Source organism: Ruegeria sp. CL3, assembly GCF_056536505.1.
Map to the genome: position 1 here is coordinate 46682 of NZ_JBQFPT010000011.1, position 16873 is coordinate 63554.

19 protein-coding genes are annotated in these 16873 nt (G+C 53.7%); 6 read left to right on the top strand and 13 right to left on the bottom strand.

The features are described from left to right. The first annotated feature begins 81 nt into the window (after positions 1 to 81). The gene (locus ACR0NO_RS16565; RefSeq protein ID WP_480724759.1) at positions 82 to 1614 is read left to right on the top strand and encodes a phospholipase D family protein; all 1533 of its coding nucleotides are present in this window, start codon (positions 82 to 84) and stop codon (positions 1612 to 1614) included. 488 nt (positions 1615 to 2102) lie between these two features. Here ACR0NO_RS16565 and otnC read toward each other — a convergent pair whose 3' ends face one another. The 7 genes from otnC to ACR0NO_RS16600 are packed head-to-tail and all read right to left on the bottom strand — an operon-like array spanning position 2103 to position 8426. Beyond that, on the bottom strand, positions 2103 to 2744 hold the full coding sequence (otnC, locus tag ACR0NO_RS16570) for a 3-oxo-tetronate 4-phosphate decarboxylase (RefSeq protein WP_480724760.1): 642 nt from the start codon (positions 2742 to 2744) through the stop codon (positions 2103 to 2105). Continuing rightward, complete coding sequence (gene otnK / locus ACR0NO_RS16575; protein WP_480724761.1) at positions 2741 to 4018, bottom strand: 3-oxo-tetronate kinase; 1278 nt, start codon at positions 4016 to 4018, stop codon at positions 2741 to 2743. The genes otnC and otnK overlap by 4 nt, the downstream gene beginning before the upstream one ends. Continuing rightward, positions 4015 to 4812 (bottom strand): N-acyl homoserine lactonase family protein, encoded by a 798-nt coding sequence (locus ACR0NO_RS16580; RefSeq protein WP_480724762.1) that lies wholly within the window; start codon positions 4810 to 4812, stop codon positions 4015 to 4017. Before ACR0NO_RS16580 ends, otnK begins: the two co-directional genes overlap by 4 nt. After that, a complete protein-coding gene (locus ACR0NO_RS16585; RefSeq protein ID WP_480724763.1) occupies positions 4809 to 5096 on the bottom strand; it encodes a putative quinol monooxygenase in 288 nt (95 codons plus the stop codon). The genes ACR0NO_RS16580 and ACR0NO_RS16585 overlap by 4 nt, the downstream gene beginning before the upstream one ends. Further along, on the bottom strand, positions 5096 to 6607 hold the full coding sequence (locus tag ACR0NO_RS16590; protein ID WP_480724764.1) for a tripartite tricarboxylate transporter permease: 1512 nt from the start codon (positions 6605 to 6607) through the stop codon (positions 5096 to 5098). Before ACR0NO_RS16590 ends, ACR0NO_RS16585 begins: the two co-directional genes overlap by 1 nt. Positions 6608 to 6611: 4 nt before the next feature. Beyond that, positions 6612 to 7361, bottom strand: a complete 750-nt coding sequence (locus ACR0NO_RS16595) for a hypothetical protein (protein ID WP_480724765.1) — start codon at positions 7359 to 7361, stop codon at positions 6612 to 6614. Between the two features lie 57 nt (positions 7362 to 7418). Next, complete coding sequence (locus ACR0NO_RS16600) at positions 7419 to 8426, bottom strand: Bug family tripartite tricarboxylate transporter substrate binding protein (RefSeq protein ID WP_480724766.1); 1008 nt, start codon at positions 8424 to 8426, stop codon at positions 7419 to 7421. Between the two features lie 135 nt (positions 8427 to 8561). On the opposite strand from ACR0NO_RS16600, the gene ACR0NO_RS16605 reads away from it, so the two are divergent. From ACR0NO_RS16605 to ACR0NO_RS16625, 5 genes are all read left to right on the top strand, one after another. Then, the gene (locus tag ACR0NO_RS16605) at positions 8562 to 9650 is read left to right on the top strand and encodes an isocitrate/isopropylmalate dehydrogenase family protein (protein WP_480724767.1); all 1089 of its coding nucleotides are present in this window, start codon (positions 8562 to 8564) and stop codon (positions 9648 to 9650) included. Further along, positions 9647 to 10678 carry a Gfo/Idh/MocA family protein gene (locus ACR0NO_RS16610; RefSeq protein WP_480724768.1) on the top strand — a complete coding sequence of 344 codons (1032 nt, stop codon included), beginning with the start codon at positions 9647 to 9649 and terminating at the stop codon, positions 10676 to 10678. Before ACR0NO_RS16605 ends, ACR0NO_RS16610 begins: the two co-directional genes overlap by 4 nt. Further along, complete coding sequence (locus ACR0NO_RS16615; RefSeq protein ID WP_480724769.1) at positions 10675 to 11352, top strand: GntR family transcriptional regulator; 678 nt, start codon at positions 10675 to 10677, stop codon at positions 11350 to 11352. Before ACR0NO_RS16610 ends, ACR0NO_RS16615 begins: the two co-directional genes overlap by 4 nt. Before the next feature lie 214 nt (positions 11353 to 11566). Further along, entirely contained in the window at positions 11567 to 12667 is a 1101-nt protein-coding gene (locus tag ACR0NO_RS16620; RefSeq protein WP_480724770.1) for an Acg family FMN-binding oxidoreductase, read from the top strand. Further along, positions 12657 to 13106, top strand: coding sequence for a MarR family winged helix-turn-helix transcriptional regulator (locus ACR0NO_RS16625; protein WP_480724771.1), 450 nt, complete (start codon positions 12657 to 12659; stop codon positions 13104 to 13106). The genes ACR0NO_RS16620 and ACR0NO_RS16625 overlap by 11 nt, the downstream gene beginning before the upstream one ends. Before the next feature lie 38 nt (positions 13107 to 13144). On the opposite strand, the gene ACR0NO_RS16630 is transcribed toward ACR0NO_RS16625, so the two are convergent. The 6 genes from ACR0NO_RS16630 to ACR0NO_RS16655 all read right to left on the bottom strand — a co-directional run bounded on the left by ACR0NO_RS16630 (position 13145) and on the right by ACR0NO_RS16655 (position 16767). Continuing rightward, complete coding sequence (locus ACR0NO_RS16630; protein WP_480724772.1) at positions 13145 to 13912, bottom strand: hypothetical protein; 768 nt, start codon at positions 13910 to 13912, stop codon at positions 13145 to 13147. 364 nt (positions 13913 to 14276) lie between these two features. After that, complete coding sequence (locus ACR0NO_RS16635; RefSeq protein WP_170380082.1) at positions 14277 to 14447, bottom strand: hypothetical protein; 171 nt, start codon at positions 14445 to 14447, stop codon at positions 14277 to 14279. Positions 14448 to 14711: 264 nt separating this feature from the next. Continuing rightward, a complete protein-coding gene (locus ACR0NO_RS16640; protein ID WP_480724773.1) occupies positions 14712 to 15266 on the bottom strand; it encodes a CIA30 family protein in 555 nt (184 codons plus the stop codon). An 11-nt stretch (positions 15267 to 15277) separates the two neighbouring features. Next, positions 15278 to 15730, bottom strand: a complete 453-nt coding sequence (locus tag ACR0NO_RS16645) for a TspO/MBR family protein (protein WP_480724774.1) — start codon at positions 15728 to 15730, stop codon at positions 15278 to 15280. Positions 15731 to 15743: 13 nt separating this feature from the next. Beyond that, positions 15744 to 16247, bottom strand: a complete 504-nt coding sequence (locus tag ACR0NO_RS16650) for an aggregation factor core (protein WP_170641674.1) — start codon at positions 16245 to 16247, stop codon at positions 15744 to 15746. Between the two features lie 136 nt (positions 16248 to 16383). Then, positions 16384 to 16767 (bottom strand): nuclear transport factor 2 family protein, encoded by a 384-nt coding sequence (locus ACR0NO_RS16655; RefSeq protein WP_480724851.1) that lies wholly within the window; start codon positions 16765 to 16767, stop codon positions 16384 to 16386. Positions 16768 to 16873: the final 106 nt, after the last annotated feature.

The following is a 16873-nucleotide window of genomic DNA, read 5'->3' on the forward strand; positions in this document are numbered from 1 at the left end:
AACAATCTCATGCTTCACAGAACAGACTTGCAATCACCCGTCTCGGCGTTGTCACCTAGTCTACGGGGATGGAGGAAGCTGATGACACAATGGAAGTTGGTGGTCTGTATTTTATGCACGCTGACCTTTGTTGCTTGCGCCCCCAAAACTCGCACATATGAAAAGACGGTATCGGCTTCGCTGCCGGCAGACTCGCGCACAGCTCTCAGTCGGGCGGCCAATCGGCTTGGCGATCCCAAAGACGGTCGGTCGGGCGTCAAACTGATCAGTGACGGCGAAGAAGCTCTTGTCTCGCGGCTGTTGCTCGCTGCGGCGGCCGAGAGAACGATAGACGCGCAATACTACCTTCTACACGACGACCCAACGGGCCACCTATTCGCTGCCAGTCTTTTGCAGGCAGCCGATCGGGGTGTTCGTGTCCGATTGTTGCTGGATGACATGGATACGTCCAGCTATGATGCGATGACCGCCGCGTTGGACAATCACAAAAATATTGAAATTCGGCTGTTCAATCCATTCTGGCGGGAACAAAGCCTTCTGATCGCAGGTTTGACCGATTTCAAACGCATCAATCGCAGAATGCATAACAAGTCCATGACGGCAGACAATGTGTTCACGATTGTGGGTGGGAGGAACATCGGCGCCGAGTACTTTCTCGCGCGAGAAGAAATGAACTACGCTGATTTGGATGTTCTGGCCGCAGGCCCCGTTGTACGCGAGGTGTCGCAAAGCTTTGACTCATACTGGAACAGCGAATTCGCCGTTCCGGCTCGGGTAGTCGTTGGAGAACCCCAGGAATTTGACCTTGTTGATGCGCGAGTCAGGTTGAACGAACTGGTCGAGGAAGCGAAGCAGACGCAGTATGGCGCGGCCCTCAGAAAGTCGGCACAAGAGAACTTCGCAGATGGAGCCCTGTCATTGGATTGGCTGCCTGCGAAGCTCTATGCTGATCCTCCGTCAAAAGCCGCTGGTCTCGAGAACTCAGGTCCCGTTCTGGCATCTCAGTTGCTTCCATACTTTGAGAATGCCAGCAGCGAGGTGAACATCGTCTCCGCCTATTTCGTGCCGCGCAACAACGGTGTGAAATGGCTGACCGAACTGGAAAGCCGCGGCGTCGACGTAAAGGTTGTAACCAATTCACTTGCCTCTAACGACGTCGCACCCGTCTACGCCCACTACGCCAAAAAACGCCGTGCACTTCTGCGCGGTGGAGTAGAGCTCTATGAACTGCGACCGGACGCCTATCAGGTCCAACGCCGCGGTATTAACTGGGCTCAATCCAGGTCAGGCCTGCATTCCAAGGCATTTGCAGTCGATGACCGATACTTGTTCGTAGGATCGTTCAACTGGGATCCGCGATCTGTCAACATCAACACCGAGATGGGAATTCTGATTGACTCGCCAGTATTGGCGACACAGACCATGGGTGCCTTGGACGACGCGCTACCCGCATACACATATAACGTAACGCTCGAGAAAGCTGGTCAGCTTAAATGGACGACAAGAGGCGATGATGGCAACGTTCTTGAGTACCAATCCGAGCCGACAGGATCGGCCTGGGATCACATAGTTGCCGGATTTTTAAGTATTTTACCAATTGGGTCTCAGCTGTAGGTTTTTGGCAAATACCCGACGCTACCAGAGAACTCCGGCCTGCAAAAACGGTTGGATTGGGTTCAAAACGTCCGTTGCTCTTTTCCAGCCGGTCGTTTGGTTCATCCGCCCACCAGAATTTGCATCTTCGCTTTCAGCGCATTGCAGACCTTCGCGAGAATCCAAGCAGAAAAGCCGCATGGAACCCAAGGGACCTTATAGAGGCCCTTTGTGGGGTTGAGCGCCGCAAAGAACCATGGCCGCAATGACTACGACAAAAACTGATTAAATTCGTCGCTAAGGCAGGCAATCGCGCAGCGCAAGACTACAGGCAAACTACGCAAACTTATGGGGTGCGCGTAGTGTTATGCGCAAACCTAAGCATCATGTAAGCGCGCTCATAACGGTGCGTTCCTGCAATTGATTGCATTCATTAAACTCAAGCTTGCTTGCGAATAACTTTTCACGATTTTCCCAATTGTTTGCCCACTCCACCTATCGGCGTCCGATTACATCCTTCTGAAAGTCTCTTTGAGTTCTGTGACTTGTTCAGCATCCAGTATGCGGGTTGGCAGACCGCGCAAAGCCACTAGCAGCTTGGCCGTTTCTTCCAGCTCTTCTGCTGCACAGACAGCAGAGAAGAGGTCCTTTCCCGACACGACCGGGCCATGATTAGCCAACAGAACCGCACTGTACTTGCCGCCCAGTTCGCGGATCAAATCACCGGATTTCGGGTCACCCGGCTTAACGTATGGAACCAGTTTGACCGTGCCAACGCGCATCACCACGTATGGTGTCAGCGGTGGAATACAGTCGTCTGGATCGGTGTCTTCCAGACACGACAGTGCAGTGGCCCAGGTCGAATGCAGATGCACCACGGCGTCAGCCTCAGGTCTTGTCTCATAGAAGGCTTGATGTAGAAAGACTTCCTTGGTCGGCTTGTCGCCCGAGACGTGGCTGCCATCCAAATCAATCTTGGCGATGCGCTCGGGGTCGATATCTCCCAAGGTCGAATTCGTTGGCGTCATGAGAATGCCGTCATGTAAACGCGCGGAGACATTGCCCGCAGTGCCAACGGAAAAGCCACGCGCAAAAAGCGAGGCGCACAGTTCCGACATCTGCTGTCGCAGTGCCTGTTCTTCAGAACTCATTTGCCTGCCTCCATCATTTTCAGCGCTTTCGAGAAGAAATCTGGAGCGCCAAAGTTTCCAGACTTCAAAGCCAGTGCAATGGGTTCAGATTTTCCAACGCTCAAGACTGGCACGCCCGGATCAATCTCTGGCCCAATTGACATGGCTGGAGACCCCACTGCCTCAGATACGGCCTGGGCAACTGCTCCCGACGTCTCTCCGCCTGCCACCACAAAGCGCCTGTACCCCGTCTCGGTGAGTTGTCGTGCTGTATCTGCAAAGAGATTGTCCAGCTTTTCCGCCACGGCTTCTTGGCCAAATTGACCTTGTATCGCGCGCACATCATCCGGGCTTCCCGATGAATACGCGAGTGGCGCCTGACCCGGATGCGTTTCAAAGAAATCCAGAAGCGTTTGCGTGCTCACATCCCCGGACATGACGCCCGGAACGCTGATGGCGAAGGTCGGATGGGATTGCGCATGAATATTGATCTGCCCGCGTGTCGCACCTGAACATGACCCTGCAAGGATCGCGGCAGGCCCGGCGATACCGGCAAACACACTGCCAGAACTTTTGGGTGAAGTCCCTCTCAAGAAGTTTCTTGGCAGCCCCAGCGCTATCCCGGATCCCCCGGTAATGAGCTTGGCATCCTTTAGAGCCTCGCCCCATGCCAGCAAATCCTCGTCCGAAATCGCATCACCGATCACAAACCGTTCGTCGACGTTTTGCAAAGCTGTCGCAATCGCCTCTGATCCTTGCTTCACGGCGTCGATCGCCACCAACTCGACCGGTTCTTTGGTTTGATGCTGCAACCATCGCCTAATGTTGGCATCCGTCATCGGAGTAAGTGGGTGGTTTTCCATTCCGGACTCGTTCAACGGCTTGTCGAACACAAAAAGATGGCCGTGATAAACAGTGCGACCCGTGGTCGGAAAGGCCGGGCAGAAGATCACTTTTTGCGCGCCCAGTTCGTTGGCCAGCGCTTCCACAACAGGACCGATATTTCCTTCTTTAGTGGAATCGAAGGTCGAGCAGTACTTGAAGATGAACTGCTGGCATCCTTGGTCCGCGAGCCACCGCAAAGCACTCAGACTGTCTGCAACGGCTTCCTCGACCGGTGCGGTACGGCTTTTGAGCGAGATCACACCCACTTCAATCTCTTCGTCGGCTGGGGTATTCGGGATACCCGGGAACTGAGCCGTTCGTAATCCACCTTCCGGCTCGACACCCTTTGCCAAGGTGTTCGCAATATCACTCGCACCGGTGAAGTCGTCCGCTATGACGCCGATCTTCATAATTTGATGTCCCCGGTTGGCCCAGGATCCAGCCTATGAATATGCGGTGCCGCTCCAACTGGAAAGATCTCACGCACAAGTGGATCATGGCCGGGCACGATAAGTCGAGGATGCGAGGCCAACATCTCGAGTGTCTCGAAACCATCCATCATGTCTTGCAGGTCGACGACGATGGGAAAGGCTTTGCGCGCCATAAAATTCTCGTAATAATGCGAGGCATCAGAGGCGAGTACCATCCACCCGGCTGCCGTTCTTACGCGAACACATTGCAACCCGCGCGAATGCCCTCCGATGCAGTGCACCGTTACCCCATCTGCAATCTCGGCTTCTCCATCATAGAACACCACCTTGCCTGAATAGAGACGCTTTACGACCTCGCAGACGTGGCCAGCCGTGAAAGGAGCACGCAGGTGATCGTGGCACATGCAGGGACCCGTCGCGAAGGCCATTTCCGCCGACTGCATGTGCAACTTTGCGTTAGGGAACATGTGCAGCCCCCCTGCGTGATCGTAGTGAAGATGGGTCACGATGACCTCAGTCACCGCTTCCGGCGCAATGCCTAGGGGCCGCAACGCCTCGCGAGGGTCCATCGCGATGGGACGACCACGCGCGGCAGCCTCATCGGAATCGTAGCCAGTATCCACGAGGATGATTTTGTCGCCGCGTTTGAGCACCCAAACAAAATAATCCATCGCATGAGGGGCGTCGTGATTATCATCGATGATGAAACTATCAGCGCGTGTCCGGGCATTTCGATCCGCGTATTTCACCGCATGGATTTCCCAATCGTTCATCGGATGACCTCGGAATACTGGTGAACCACCTTGGTGGCGATCATATCAGCCACTGCCGTATCGAAGGACTGAAAATGCGCACTTTCTAGGTGGGCAGAAAACGCCACGCTGTCATCATAAAGTTCATAGAGGAAAACTTTCTCGGGATCGTCGCCGAGGCAAACGTCAAACTGCTGGCATCCGGGTTCTTCACGCAAAGAGGTTGAAGCGTTTTTGACCATCAACGGCAAAAAGGTGTCTCTCGTACCGGGCTTGAGAGTGAAGGTGACAGTAACTACAAGCATCAGACAGAAAGTCCTTTCAGACGTGAGAAAGCGCGCTTTGCGACGGGCAGTTGGCTGAGGATCAGACCAATGTTGAGCACCAGAAGAATGGCCGCACCGGGTCGTGAAAAGAAGACCGAAAGATCCCCGTCTGACAAGAACAGCGACCGGCGGAAGGTTTCATCAAACAGGCCGCCTAGGATAACCCCGATAACCAACGGCGCGATTGGGTACTTCATAAGGTTCATGAAGTAGGCAACGGCACCGACGCCGAGCATCAGGTAGAGATCATTTATGCCACCGCCGACGCTGAAAGACCCGATTGTTGTCAGAACCATCACGACGGGTAAGAAGATGGTCTGCGGGATGGCGAGTATCTTGATAAAGACCCGTGCCGTGAAAAGCCCCATCAGGAACATCGTAAGGGATGCCAGCACCAGGATCGCAACCACGCGCAGAATGATCTCGGGATCAATCGTCGGCCCGGGGATCACATTGTTAATCTTGAAAGCACCCATCAAAGCGGCCGCAGGTGGTGAACCGGGAATACCCAACACTAAAAGCGGGATCAGCGCGCCACCAATACAAGCGTTGTTTGCGGTCTCTGAGCACAACAGACCTTCCAAGGAGCCTTTTCCGTACTTGTCGCCCTCGGCGGATACGGTCTTACCAACACCGTAGCTGACCCAACCGGCTACGTCTTCGCCTACTCCAGGAAGTGCTCCGACCCCTGTCCCGATAACTCCTGATCGGCCAATGGTGGGTAGGTAGCGTCGAATAGATCGAAGGTTTGGAAGGATACGACCTTTCAGGGCCAGAGCCTTCCCGGCCTCGACGTGCCTCAAACCGTCGATGATTTGGGGAATGGCAAAAGCCCCCATCAAAACTGGCACAACTTGAAACCCGCTCATCAAGTATGACCAGCCGAAGGTATAGCGTGGCTCAGACAACAGAGGGTCGAGCCCCACCATGGACATCGCGAGCCCGATCAGACCGGCGATCCATCCCTTGATCACCAGGTCTTCGCTCATCAAAGTGCCAGAAAGCAGAATGCCGAAAAGGGCCAATAGTGCTTTCTCCGGGCTTGCAATGTTCTTTGAAACCAAAAGCAGCGCCCAGACAAAAATCAAAAGCGTGATGGTCCCGATAACTGTGCCAATAAAACTGGCTGTTGTGGTCAGCCCGAGCGCTTCACCCCCTCGACCCGCTTTGGCCAAAGGGTAGCCGTCCATGGCCGTGGCCGCGCTGGCTGCCGTGCCCGGTATATTCAATAGAATTGAGGGGTAAGAGCCGCCGTAAATCGCGCCAACATAGGCGCCGAGCAACGCGATGAGTGAATAGTCCAGCGGGATTTTGTTGCCGAAGAAACCTGTCAGGATCGTCACCGCCAGGGTTGCCGTAAGGCCGGGCAATGCACCGAACGTGATGCCCAGGAATACGGATGCGATCAAATACAGATAGGTCAGCGGGTCCACTGCCAGGCCCACGAAGGCGGCCCCAAATCCAGCCAGTTGCGAAAGGATAAAGTCCATCCAGTCAATCTTTCCAAAGCGGACGAAGCGTCACGTAGTAGTGGTATTCGATTTGCTTGAAGATCAGCCCGCCGCGCGCGGGCACGTTCTGCCGGAAAACAAAGGCCATCGCGCAAACAAGGATTAGCGGGGCAAGTATTGCCACCAAAGGAACGTACCGCAAAACACGTTCGGAAGCCGCTTTGGTCAACACTGCAAATGTTAGCGAGACCCATAGGGCCAGCGTAAACCAATCATCACCGTGTGCGTTCCAGTCCGCCTGCGCGGGAAAAACAGCAAACGCAAATAATCCTGCAGAGACAACCGCGATACAGGCAACCAAAGCACGCCGAGCATGGCCACCGTAGTAGCCGTACGTCAAAGCTGTAATCAGCAACCCAGAACACAGAATGAAGTCCACTCTGGGAACGAGCCCGACGACATATGCAAGAAGGATCAAGCCTATTGTTGAAGCTCGATAGGCTTCCGACTTGTCCCACCCGATCCCCAACGCACTGAGCGCGTTTTCGGCCCCACCAGAGCGGATCGAAATTGCCAGCAAAACGAAGGACAACGCAAGCAACCCTCCGAAGATGAACAGCGGTACAATTGCAGCCGAGTTGTACCAATCCGAACCACTTACACCTGCGCGGTTTTCACCCCAAACGGGAATGTCCAACGTCTTCCAAAGAAAAAAGACGGACATTGTTACCAGAACAATTGCTGCCCAAAAGTCGCGCGTTCGCATGACCAGTGTTTCGTCAGGTTTGTCCATTGCCTGCCTCCTGAGGGAAAGGGCGCGATCCAGCGCGCCCTTTCAAAAGTGATCGGATTAGGGCTTCTCAATACCCAGCGAGGCCGGATCGACAGTGGCAGCACCCAAATCTTGCAAGGTGTAGGCAAAGGTAGCTTCGAGGTTCGCAAACAGCTCTTGAGCCTCTTCACCGTGCTGACCACCGACGTCGTAATTGTTTGCCGCAGCCCATTCAGCGACAGTGTCAGACGCAATAGCCTGCTCGAACGCATCGCCCAAGGCAGCCTTAACGTCTTCCCCAGCCGAGTTGTGAACAGCAAACCCGATGGCCTGTTTAAGCGGCAGATACTGATCAAGACCGTCATAGATGCCGAAGGCAGACGGCACGGTTGCCCCTGCGATCTGCGCGCCATCGGGCGTCAACATAGCAAGCGGTTTAAGTTGACCGCCTTCGATCAACGGAGCCTGTTCAGCCATTGACGTCACAACCAACGCAACTTCACCCGCTATCGCTGCCTCCTGCCCGGGCGCGGAGCCTTTGTATGGAACAAACTTGAATTCTGCACCGGACCCTTTTTCGATGGCCAGAAGGTTCAAGTGGTGGATCGAACCTGCGCCCGAAGCCGCGGCTGGAATAGTGCCCGGAGCAGCTTTCGCGGCGTCGACCAGTTCTTCCAGAGTATTGTAAGGGCTGTCCGCCGGAACCGAGATCAGATCAGGTGATCCGCCAACAATGAACGGATACCAAAAGTCAAATTTCTTATCCCAACCACCCTGCACAGCAGCGGTGACGTTCGATTCAGACAGACCGACCAGTGTATAGCCATCGTCTGGCTGGTTCATGACGTAGACCATACCATTGGAGCCTGCGACACCACCTGTTTGATTGATCACATTGATCGAGACCGGAAGGTGTTTTTCCATCTCTGCCATGATCATACGGTTGATCGTGTCCGTGCCGCCACCGGCCCCCCAGACCACAGCTGTGGTGATATCACGATAGGGGTAATCCTGTGCAGCAGCTGCGCCTGCAATACCGGTCGCCATCACAGCTGCGGCCGCCAACCGCCCTAGCATTAGTTTCATTTCCAAGTCCTCCCAAACAACTTCGCGTTTATTATTGCATTTATTTGCGTATACATTAAAGAATGCGTTGTCAACGGACTGTAGTGAAAGCTGCGATCGCGCTATGAATGCGAAACAGGAAGAAAGCGGGGCAAAATGAAAAAGACTTACGATATTGCAGTGTTCCACGGGGACGGGATCGGCCCGGAAATTATGGGCCCCACGCTTGAAATCCTGCGCCAGCTCTCGCTCAGCAATCCCAGCTACGACCTGGCGTTTACAGACGCGCCGGCAGGCGCAGGCCACTACGCCAAAACTGGAGAATCGTTTCCCGCCGGATCACTCGAGACTGCCCGCAATGCTGATGCGATTCTGCTATCTGCAATGGGCTTGCCGGATGTTCGATACCCGGACGGAACTGAGATTTCACCGCAGATCGATCTGCGAAAGCAACTGGGACTTTTCGCTGGTGTGCGACCTGTAAAGGTAAGCAGCGGACAAATGACCCCATTGGCTCTGCCTCCCGGAAAAGAGATCGACTTTGTCTTGATACGCGAAAGCACAGAAGGGCTGTTCTTCACCCAAGGCGCTGGCGAAGTTTCCGAAGACGAAGCACGAGAAACTCTCCTGATCACGCGTGAGGTGTCCGAAAAACTGTTCCGTTTCGCGTTTGAGCTCGCACAGAACCGCAAAAGAACCGGGCGCGGCCGGGGGCGAGTTACATGTGTCGACAAGGCCAATGTATTTCGCGCCTTTGCGTTCTTCAGATCAATGTTTGATGCAGAAGCCGCCCACCATCCCGAATTGCAGGCAGACCATGCTTATGTTGATGCCACCGCTCTGTGGTTGGTTCAAAAACCTTGGGAATTTGATGTTTTGGTCACCGAGAACATGTTCGGAGACATCCTCTCTGACCTTGGTGCGGGCCTCATGGGGGGTCTTGGACTGGCTCCGTCAGCGGATATCGGGTTGAAACACGCTGTATTCCAACCCTGCCATGGTTCCGCACCGGACATTGCGGGACAGGGTATCGCCAACCCTTTTGCAATGATCCTGTCCGCAGCAATGATGCTGGAATGGTTGGGGCTGACCCATGGCAACCCAGCCCTGTCCAAAGACGGCGAACGATTGCGTGAAGCCGTGGAAAAGGTGACTGCAAAGGGACAGAACCTGACATTTGATCTAGGTGGCACCGCCGGAACGCAGGATGCAGCCGCATCGGTGTTGGAAGCATTGCAGGCATGAATACCCAAGAAGGCATCAGAGTCGCGTGTGTGGGTGCGGGGTATTTCAGCAGGTTCCACTACGAAAGCTGGTCCCGAATGCCCGGAGCGGTTCCGATTGCATCCTGCAACCGTGATATCAAAAAGGCGAAAGAAACAGGACTGGCCGCTTATGATGATCTGTCAAAAATGCTGGAGACTGAAAAACCAGATCTTGTGGACATCATCCTTCCACCAGTGGCGCAGGCCGAAGCAATCCGAACGGTACTGCACTCTGGTATCAAGTGGCTGATCTGTCAAAAGCCATTCTGCATGTCTCTGGATGAAGCGGAGAAGATCGTCTCCGAGGCTGAAGCGGTAGGCGCAACTATCGTCGTGCACGAGAATTTTCGATTTCAGCCCTGGTATCGTGCGATCAAGGTGGCGATGACCGAGGGTCGAATTGGCACACCTCTTCAAGCGACTTTCCGGCTTCGGCCCGGCGACGGACAGGGACCACGAGCCTACCTTGACCGGCAGCCGTATTTTCAGGACATGCCGCGTTTCCTCGTTCATGAAACAGCGGTTCACTGGGTAGACACATTCCGATTTTTGTTCGATGCGCCCAGCGCAGTTTATGCGGACTTGCGCCAAGTTAACCCAGTTATCGCAGGCGAGGATGCAGGTTTCATCCTGTTTGATCACCCCAACGGTTTGAAAGCCCTGTTCGATGGCAACAGGTGCCTTGACCACAGTGCAGAAAACCTGCGTCAAACCATGGGTGAGGCTCTCATCGAAGGAACCGAAGGATCACTGGTTCTCAACGGCGACGGTTCAGTTGACCTCCGCGCATTTGGAAAACAGGAGAGACAGCAGATTTTACCTCCGAGCGATCATGATGGGTTTGGAGGAGACTGCGTACACGCCTTGCAAAGTCACGTCATTTCGGGCCTTCTACGAGGCACGCCGTTGGAAAACACGGCCCGAGATTATTTGGATGTGATCCGCATCGAAGAGAATATCTATCTCTCAGCTGCGGAAGGACGAAAAATCAACCTGGAGACGCCGTGAAGGATCAGGACGCAAAAACTCTTTCCAATACACAACGCGCTGTAAGAGATTTGCGGCGGATGATCCTGTCCGGCGAACTTGCGGCCGGAACTGACCATCTGGAATCGGAACTCGCCGAAACCCTTGGTATGTCCCGCACCCCGATACGGGAAGCCGCGCTGATGTTGGAAAGTAAGGGGTTGCTGGAAATGCGGCCCCGGAAGGGCGTTCGGATACTGCCTGTTTCATCAGATGATATGCGTGAGATTTACGACATACTGACGGAACTCGAGAGTCTCGCAGCACAGCGCGCTGCCGAAGCGGGCTATTCAAAAGATGAACTGGCGGTACTCGCCGGATCAATTGCAAAGATGGACCAAGCCATCGAAGCCGAAGATCTTGAAGCCTGGGCCGAGGCAGACGAGTTGTTTCATCAGGAGCTCGTTCGGTTGGGCGGCAACAAACGAGTCGAAGCGATTGTTGCCATGATGAGCGACCAGGTGCGCCGCGCGCGCGCAACGACATTGTTCATCAGGCCCCTGCCCGTCAAATCCAACGAAGATCACCGGGTTGTTTTTCAAGCGATTAGTGAAGGTCGTCCAAATGCCGCCCGTGAACGTCATCGAGAACACAGGCTGCAAGCACAGGCTATGCTTTGCGGGATACTTGAAAAGCATCGGCTTAACAGCCTCTGATCTTCTCGCACCCGGTCGTTAATCAACTAAGATAGCTGCTTATTTTCGGCACAAAAGGCGCTCCGAATGCCTGTCTAACACGGCAGTCCGCCGTTGAGTCTAGCTGTTCTGATTTACTTTTTTCAGGTCACTCAACCAATCACTGTATCGGTGGGGTTGCAATAGTACGATTTCGTATTACTTTAGTTCGATATCGTACTATTGGAGAGTCAAGATGCCAAACCGAAGACGTTTTCTCAAGATTCTAGGCGGAGGCACGATACTGGTGGCAACGGGCGCGGTTGGGTTCCTCGCTACACGCACGCCGCATGACGCGCTGGCTCCGTGGACGCCAAAACCGTATGACGACCTACGCAAAGCCGCTTTGTCCTACGCAATTCTCGCCCCCAATCCACACAACTTGCAACCTTGGCTGGTCGAGTTGGTTGGGCAAGACAGGGTGCGCATCCACCGTGACACAGATCGCGAGCTTCCTGAGACCGATCCTTACCACCGCCAACTCTACATCGGCCTCGGTGCATTTGTTGAGACGATGGTACTGGCAGCAGGTGCTCTCGGGTTTGATACCGAGGTCAAGTTGCTGCCAGATGGGGATGACGGACCTATTGCAGAAGCAGTGTTTGTACCTGGAGGGGCACCCGATCCACTTTCAGATCAAATCCTAAACCGACATTCAAACAAAGAACCGTATACTGAACAGCGGCTGTCCGAGACGGAAGTGTCGGTCCTTGAAAACTACGCCACCCTGATTACCGATGAAGATTTGGTGACCCGTATCCGAGACCTTACGAAACGCGCTTTCGAAATCGAAATGCGAACACCGCAGACCTTGAAAGAATCTGTCGACCTCATGCGGATCGGGAAAGCAGAAATCAACGCCAACCCGGACGGGATTGAGTTACGCAATCCCATGCTGGAAACGCTGCGACTTTCCGGCCTATTGGACAATGAGACCCTTATGAACGTTGACCACCCGGGCACTCAGTCACACATGCGAGGCTACTTCGCCATGCTAGACGCGACGCCGCAATACGCAGTCCTGACGACGGCTACAAACACGCGAAGCGATCAACTCGATGCCGGACGTCAATTGATGCGTTTTTACCTGAAGACAACCGAAATGGGCCTAGGCGTTCATCCGGTCAGTCAGGCCCTTCAGGAATATCCTGAGATGGCAGATGAATTCGCTCTCGCGCATGAGCTTCTTGCGTCACCAGGCCACACGGTGCAAATGTTGCTGCGTTTGGGGTATGGACCTGAGCCAATTGCCACACCCCGCTGGCCTCTGGAGACACGAATTCTGAATGAAGCCTGAAGATGAGACCAACGAAGTCTACCGGTTCTTCACCGAGGTCGGGATCATCAACCAGCTGATCTCGACCAAGCTTGAAGCGTTTTTACCTGGTCGAATGACCGCAACCCAATTTGGCATATTGGGCCACCTGGTCCGGCGCCCCGAGGGGGAAACGCCACTACAGCTATCGAACGCTTTTCAAGTGCCCAAGACGTCAATGACGCACATGCTCGCGAGCCTTGAAAACCATGCTCTTATTACCCTTGAAGCCAACCCCGATGACAAGCGTTCGAAAATAGCCCGGTCCACGCCACAAGGCGCGGAGTTTTTGCAAGCTTGTACGAAGCGGATGTCGGAATCACTAGCTCCAGTTTTATCCGAACTCGGGTCAAGTCCGTTTCACAATTCGCTGCCGAATCTGACGCTCATACGAGAAGCTTTGGATAGCGAACGGGACTAAGCAAAAACCAGTGTTGGCCAGAATACGAAGCCAAATTCTCAGAACATCATGCAGTCTCCGCCCGGGGGAAGCGGCGGTGATCCTTCAGGCAAGGTGGGCGTGTAGTCAAATGTCACAATCGTCGCGCCGCCGTCGAATGCTACAAACAGTTGGTTAGATCCCGACCTAATGGCGATGCCTTCCGGGTCAGTTCCGAATTCCAACAGGCTTTGCTGGGCGAGCAATTGGCCATTTGCCGTGAACTCATACAAGCTGTTTGACCCTTCCCAGTCATCAACAATCAACATGTGACCGGTGCGTGGATCAATCGCGATGCCCTGCGCCTCGCTTAAGGGGGGAGAGAGCTTCATTGTATCCAACCTCGCCGCCAACGCACCCTCTGAAGTGAACCAGGACAACCTTTCCGGGTCATCTTCTACGGTCACGATCTGCCCCTTGGCGTTGATCGCGATCCCCTCGGTGTCTGCGAATCCGCCTTCCAGAGTGAAAGGCGCTCCGAGTGGCTCTCCATCTTTGGTGACACGTTGAAGGCTGCCGAGACCATCGCCCAACAACAAGTGATCCCCTTCGATAGCAATTGCTTTGATACGGAAGAGATCGCTGGATATGCGGCGCAACTCATCACCTTGCAATGTAACGAGAATGGCCTCGGGCCCCTCGTTCGCAATCCACAACCCACAAAACGTCGGATCGTAGTCAAGACTTGCGGGTTGATTGAGCTCATACCGCCCTGTTTCGCGAAGCTGCAATGCCGTGGCCGGGGTCGACACAGCAAAAAACAACAACGCGGTGGTCCTCACAAACACTCAGGATGCTCCTAACTGAGTTAGAAAGGTGGGGCGTTGTCGTGACGGGTCAATGCAAAGAACGATTGGTCTCCTAACAACAGAGGCCATCACATTGCCTCACCAGAGGAACGGAGAACGCCAAGAATCGGCCCAAGGTTGCGTGAGTTTGAAATATCCATCGACACAAACCAAGGCGATGAACTGGTGCAGTTTCTTGCATCGCAGCGGGACAGGGGGTTCCCTACCACGCAATAATTATAGACGAGTCTGTCGCGTCACGACTCTCGGCATCGAGTGCTGTTTGGCCTTGCTGCTACCAATTGCAGAATTCGATCTGCTTTAACCAAATTCACAGACAATTTGGTGTCGAACCCCGTAACGCTTAAGCTTCGGCGATCAATGTGCCCCAACTGGAAAAGCCACCGTCTGTCTCGCAGATGATTGTCTCCATCCCGGTTACCGCATCGTTCCCAAAATAGCAGTCCGCAAACGCACCCGTGCCAACAAATGATAGGGTCAGGGCAACAAGGCCCAAAGCTGCAATCCTCTTCATGATACTCACTCCTTTAGATGAGCTTCATGTGGGAGTTGTCTTTTGCTGAATGTATTTTGCTTTGATTAAGTTTTTTTAACTGAAGACTGCCTGTGGCAGTTGTCTTATCGGAACGCAGCACGCTGCAAATGTTTGCTCAGAAAAGACAGGTTCAGCATCTAAAATGAAGAAACAGCACATCCGCGTTCAGGCATTGGCACAACTCGATCTCAACCGGTGTCAAGCAGACCTATCTTAATATCACAGCCCTTTCTTGAGAGGCTTTCAGTAGAAACCAATCTCACTGACATCTACGCGAGCCTCGTGATCGCGCCCGAAGGCGACAACTCCAACTGAAGTAATTTCGTCAGCAACGGGAATAGCGCGCAATATGGCGCCTGAAGCCTTGAAACCTGACAGAGGCAAATAAACTTCGGTCCAGTCTTCAGAAGTTGCGAACTCGGCCTGATAGTATTTCCACGGAAGCACCGTGCCGCGTGTTCTGAGGTGAACGAAATATTGCTCACCGTTCCCCCGTACCAATAATCTGACGCCTGATACACCCTCATCTGGCCGATCAGACAACTTGCGCCGGAACTGGATGAAGCCGCCGTTATTGTCCGTACTGACCGTTCCGGTCAGCCGCGCGAATGCAACATCACCTTCCGAACGAAACTGCACTTGTCCTGAGGAAACTCCTCCCATGACGGTGTCGGCAACGTAGTCCCAACGCGTCTCCGGAGACTTGGAAAAGTCTTCAGTCAGTTTTTCATCAGCCTGAGCCATTGTGCATCCAATGATAACAAGACCTGAAACAAGCCCAATGAAGTTGGCAAGCATTTTGTTCCTTCTCAGTTCAGTATCGCAATGGAAAGGTTCAGCGCCGTGGCAAATGCGACCCATGCAAAGTACGGCAGGAAGGCCAGCGTAGAAACCCGATCGGAATTCCTGACCTGAACGATGAACATGACGATCACAGCCAACAACGCGACAATGACCACAAAGGCAATCCACGGCCGTTGCAGTACGAAAAAGGCTGGGGACCACAAAAAGTTCAGAACCATCTGCGCCCACCACAGCTTCATGGCGGTCGAGCTTCGGTCTGCTTCGAACTGGCGCCAACCTACCATAGCGATCAAGACATATAGCACTGTCCAAACTGGCCCAAAAATCCAATTTGGTGGATTGAAAGCCGGCTTAGAAAGCTGCTCGTACCATTCGCCGGGTGCGGTCAGTGTCCCGATCAGGATGCCGCCTCCCAACATGAGCGCAAGGAATGCTATGCGGATTAACCAGTTCGACATTTTGGGATAGCTTTCAGCAGTCCTGTGTCGCCACGTTCACAAATGCTTCGGAAGAGAAGGTCGCAGTACTGGTCTCATCCGCATCGGTAAATGACACCGTGGCGCCTTCGATCTCCGACCCCGTTACGGTGATTTCGCGTTGCCCGATAGTATCATCGACATCGATGGTAAAGGCGAGTGTGTCCCCGGCTGCGAGGGAGGCGATCTCAAGTTCAATTGTATCTTGCCCGTCCACGACCGCTGGGATTTGCCGCAGAGCATCCGCACCCTCAACGAATTCGAGAGGTTGGAATACCTCCACGCCAGCACCCTTTTCGGTAACGTCGAAAATCAGACGTCCGGTAGATTGCGACAAGTCAATTTTGAGGGTCGAGGCTTCTACTTCGCAAGCTCCGACATTTGTCAAAACAAAACGGTCCTTGGGTGCGCCTTCTATAAAACGAATTTGTACACCAGCTTGAAGCGAAGTAGCTGCAAATAACCCAAGGGTCGCCGTAAGAATACTCTTCGAGAACATATTCATCTCCTAACTAAACGGTTCATGATAGATACGCCTCGGCGGGTTTCCTGGATCAGACTTATACCCTTTGACTATCGTGGTTTAGCAGACAGGAGCTTTCGAAGTTCCACGCTCCGCAGTTAGAACGGCGAAGTCAAAACATGCCATTGTCATTCTCGCTGTTTGCTGGAACTTCCTGAAGAACGTCCCAGTGTTCGACAACCTTGCCATCAGCATCCAGGCGAAAAATATCGATCCCTGCGTACTCTAGACCATCGGGCCAGATCTGATGGCAATGCAGAATAACGTGATCGTCTTCAGCAAAGGCACGTTTGATATCCACACGCTTTCCCGGGTATTCGGCGGCCATGCGCTCAAAATAGTCAACAAAGGCTTGCTTACCGTCGCCAACATGCGGGTTGTGCTGCGTATAGGTTTCCCCAACAAAGGTCGCTATGGCCTCGGCAGGTCGAGACGCGTTGAACATCATTTCATAAAAGGCGATGACGTTTTTCTTGTTTGTTTCTAGGTTCGGCATGCTGATCTCCAAATCGACGTTATTACCGCCCAAAAATGTTGACCCACGTAATTCTTGGAAGCAACCCGGCAAGAATCTCGACCACTAATCGGCAAGAGGTTACACG

Excerpts from the sequence above, each read along its gene's own strand:
- ACR0NO_RS16565 (WP_480724759.1), top strand. The coding sequence starts at position 82 with ATGACACAATGGAAGTTGGTGGTCTGTATTTTATGCACGCTGACCTTT.
- otnC (WP_480724760.1), bottom strand. The coding sequence starts at position 2,744 with ATGAGTTCTGAAGAACAGGCACTGCGACAGCAGATGTCGGAACTGTGC.
- otnK (WP_480724761.1), bottom strand. The coding sequence starts at position 4,018 with ATGAAGATCGGCGTCATAGCGGACGACTTCACCGGTGCGAGTGATATT.
- ACR0NO_RS16580 (WP_480724762.1), bottom strand. The coding sequence starts at position 4,812 with ATGAACGATTGGGAAATCCATGCGGTGAAATACGCGGATCGAAATGCC.
- ACR0NO_RS16585 (WP_480724763.1), bottom strand. The coding sequence starts at position 5,096 with ATGCTTGTAGTTACTGTCACCTTCACTCTCAAGCCCGGTACGAGAGAC.
- ACR0NO_RS16590 (WP_480724764.1), bottom strand. The coding sequence starts at position 6,607 with ATGGACTTTATCCTTTCGCAACTGGCTGGATTTGGGGCCGCCTTCGTG.
- ACR0NO_RS16595 (WP_480724765.1), bottom strand. The coding sequence starts at position 7,361 with ATGGACAAACCTGACGAAACACTGGTCATGCGAACGCGCGACTTTTGG.
- ACR0NO_RS16600 (WP_480724766.1), bottom strand. The coding sequence starts at position 8,426 with ATGAAACTAATGCTAGGGCGGTTGGCGGCCGCAGCTGTGATGGCGACC.
- ACR0NO_RS16605 (WP_480724767.1), top strand. The coding sequence starts at position 8,562 with ATGAAAAAGACTTACGATATTGCAGTGTTCCACGGGGACGGGATCGGC.
- ACR0NO_RS16610 (WP_480724768.1), top strand. The coding sequence starts at position 9,647 with ATGAATACCCAAGAAGGCATCAGAGTCGCGTGTGTGGGTGCGGGGTAT.
- ACR0NO_RS16620 (WP_480724770.1), top strand. The coding sequence starts at position 11,567 with ATGCCAAACCGAAGACGTTTTCTCAAGATTCTAGGCGGAGGCACGATA.
- ACR0NO_RS16625 (WP_480724771.1), top strand. The coding sequence starts at position 12,657 with ATGAAGCCTGAAGATGAGACCAACGAAGTCTACCGGTTCTTCACCGAG.
- ACR0NO_RS16635 (WP_170380082.1), bottom strand. The coding sequence starts at position 14,447 with ATGAAGAGGATTGCAGCTTTGGGCCTTGTTGCCCTGACCCTATCATTT.
- ACR0NO_RS16640 (WP_480724773.1), bottom strand. The coding sequence starts at position 15,266 with ATGCTTGCCAACTTCATTGGGCTTGTTTCAGGTCTTGTTATCATTGGA.
- ACR0NO_RS16645 (WP_480724774.1), bottom strand. The coding sequence starts at position 15,730 with ATGTCGAACTGGTTAATCCGCATAGCATTCCTTGCGCTCATGTTGGGA.
- ACR0NO_RS16650 (WP_170641674.1), bottom strand. The coding sequence starts at position 16,247 with ATGTTCTCGAAGAGTATTCTTACGGCGACCCTTGGGTTATTTGCAGCT.
- ACR0NO_RS16655 (WP_480724851.1), bottom strand. The coding sequence starts at position 16,767 with ATGCCGAACCTAGAAACAAACAAGAAAAACGTCATCGCCTTTTATGAA.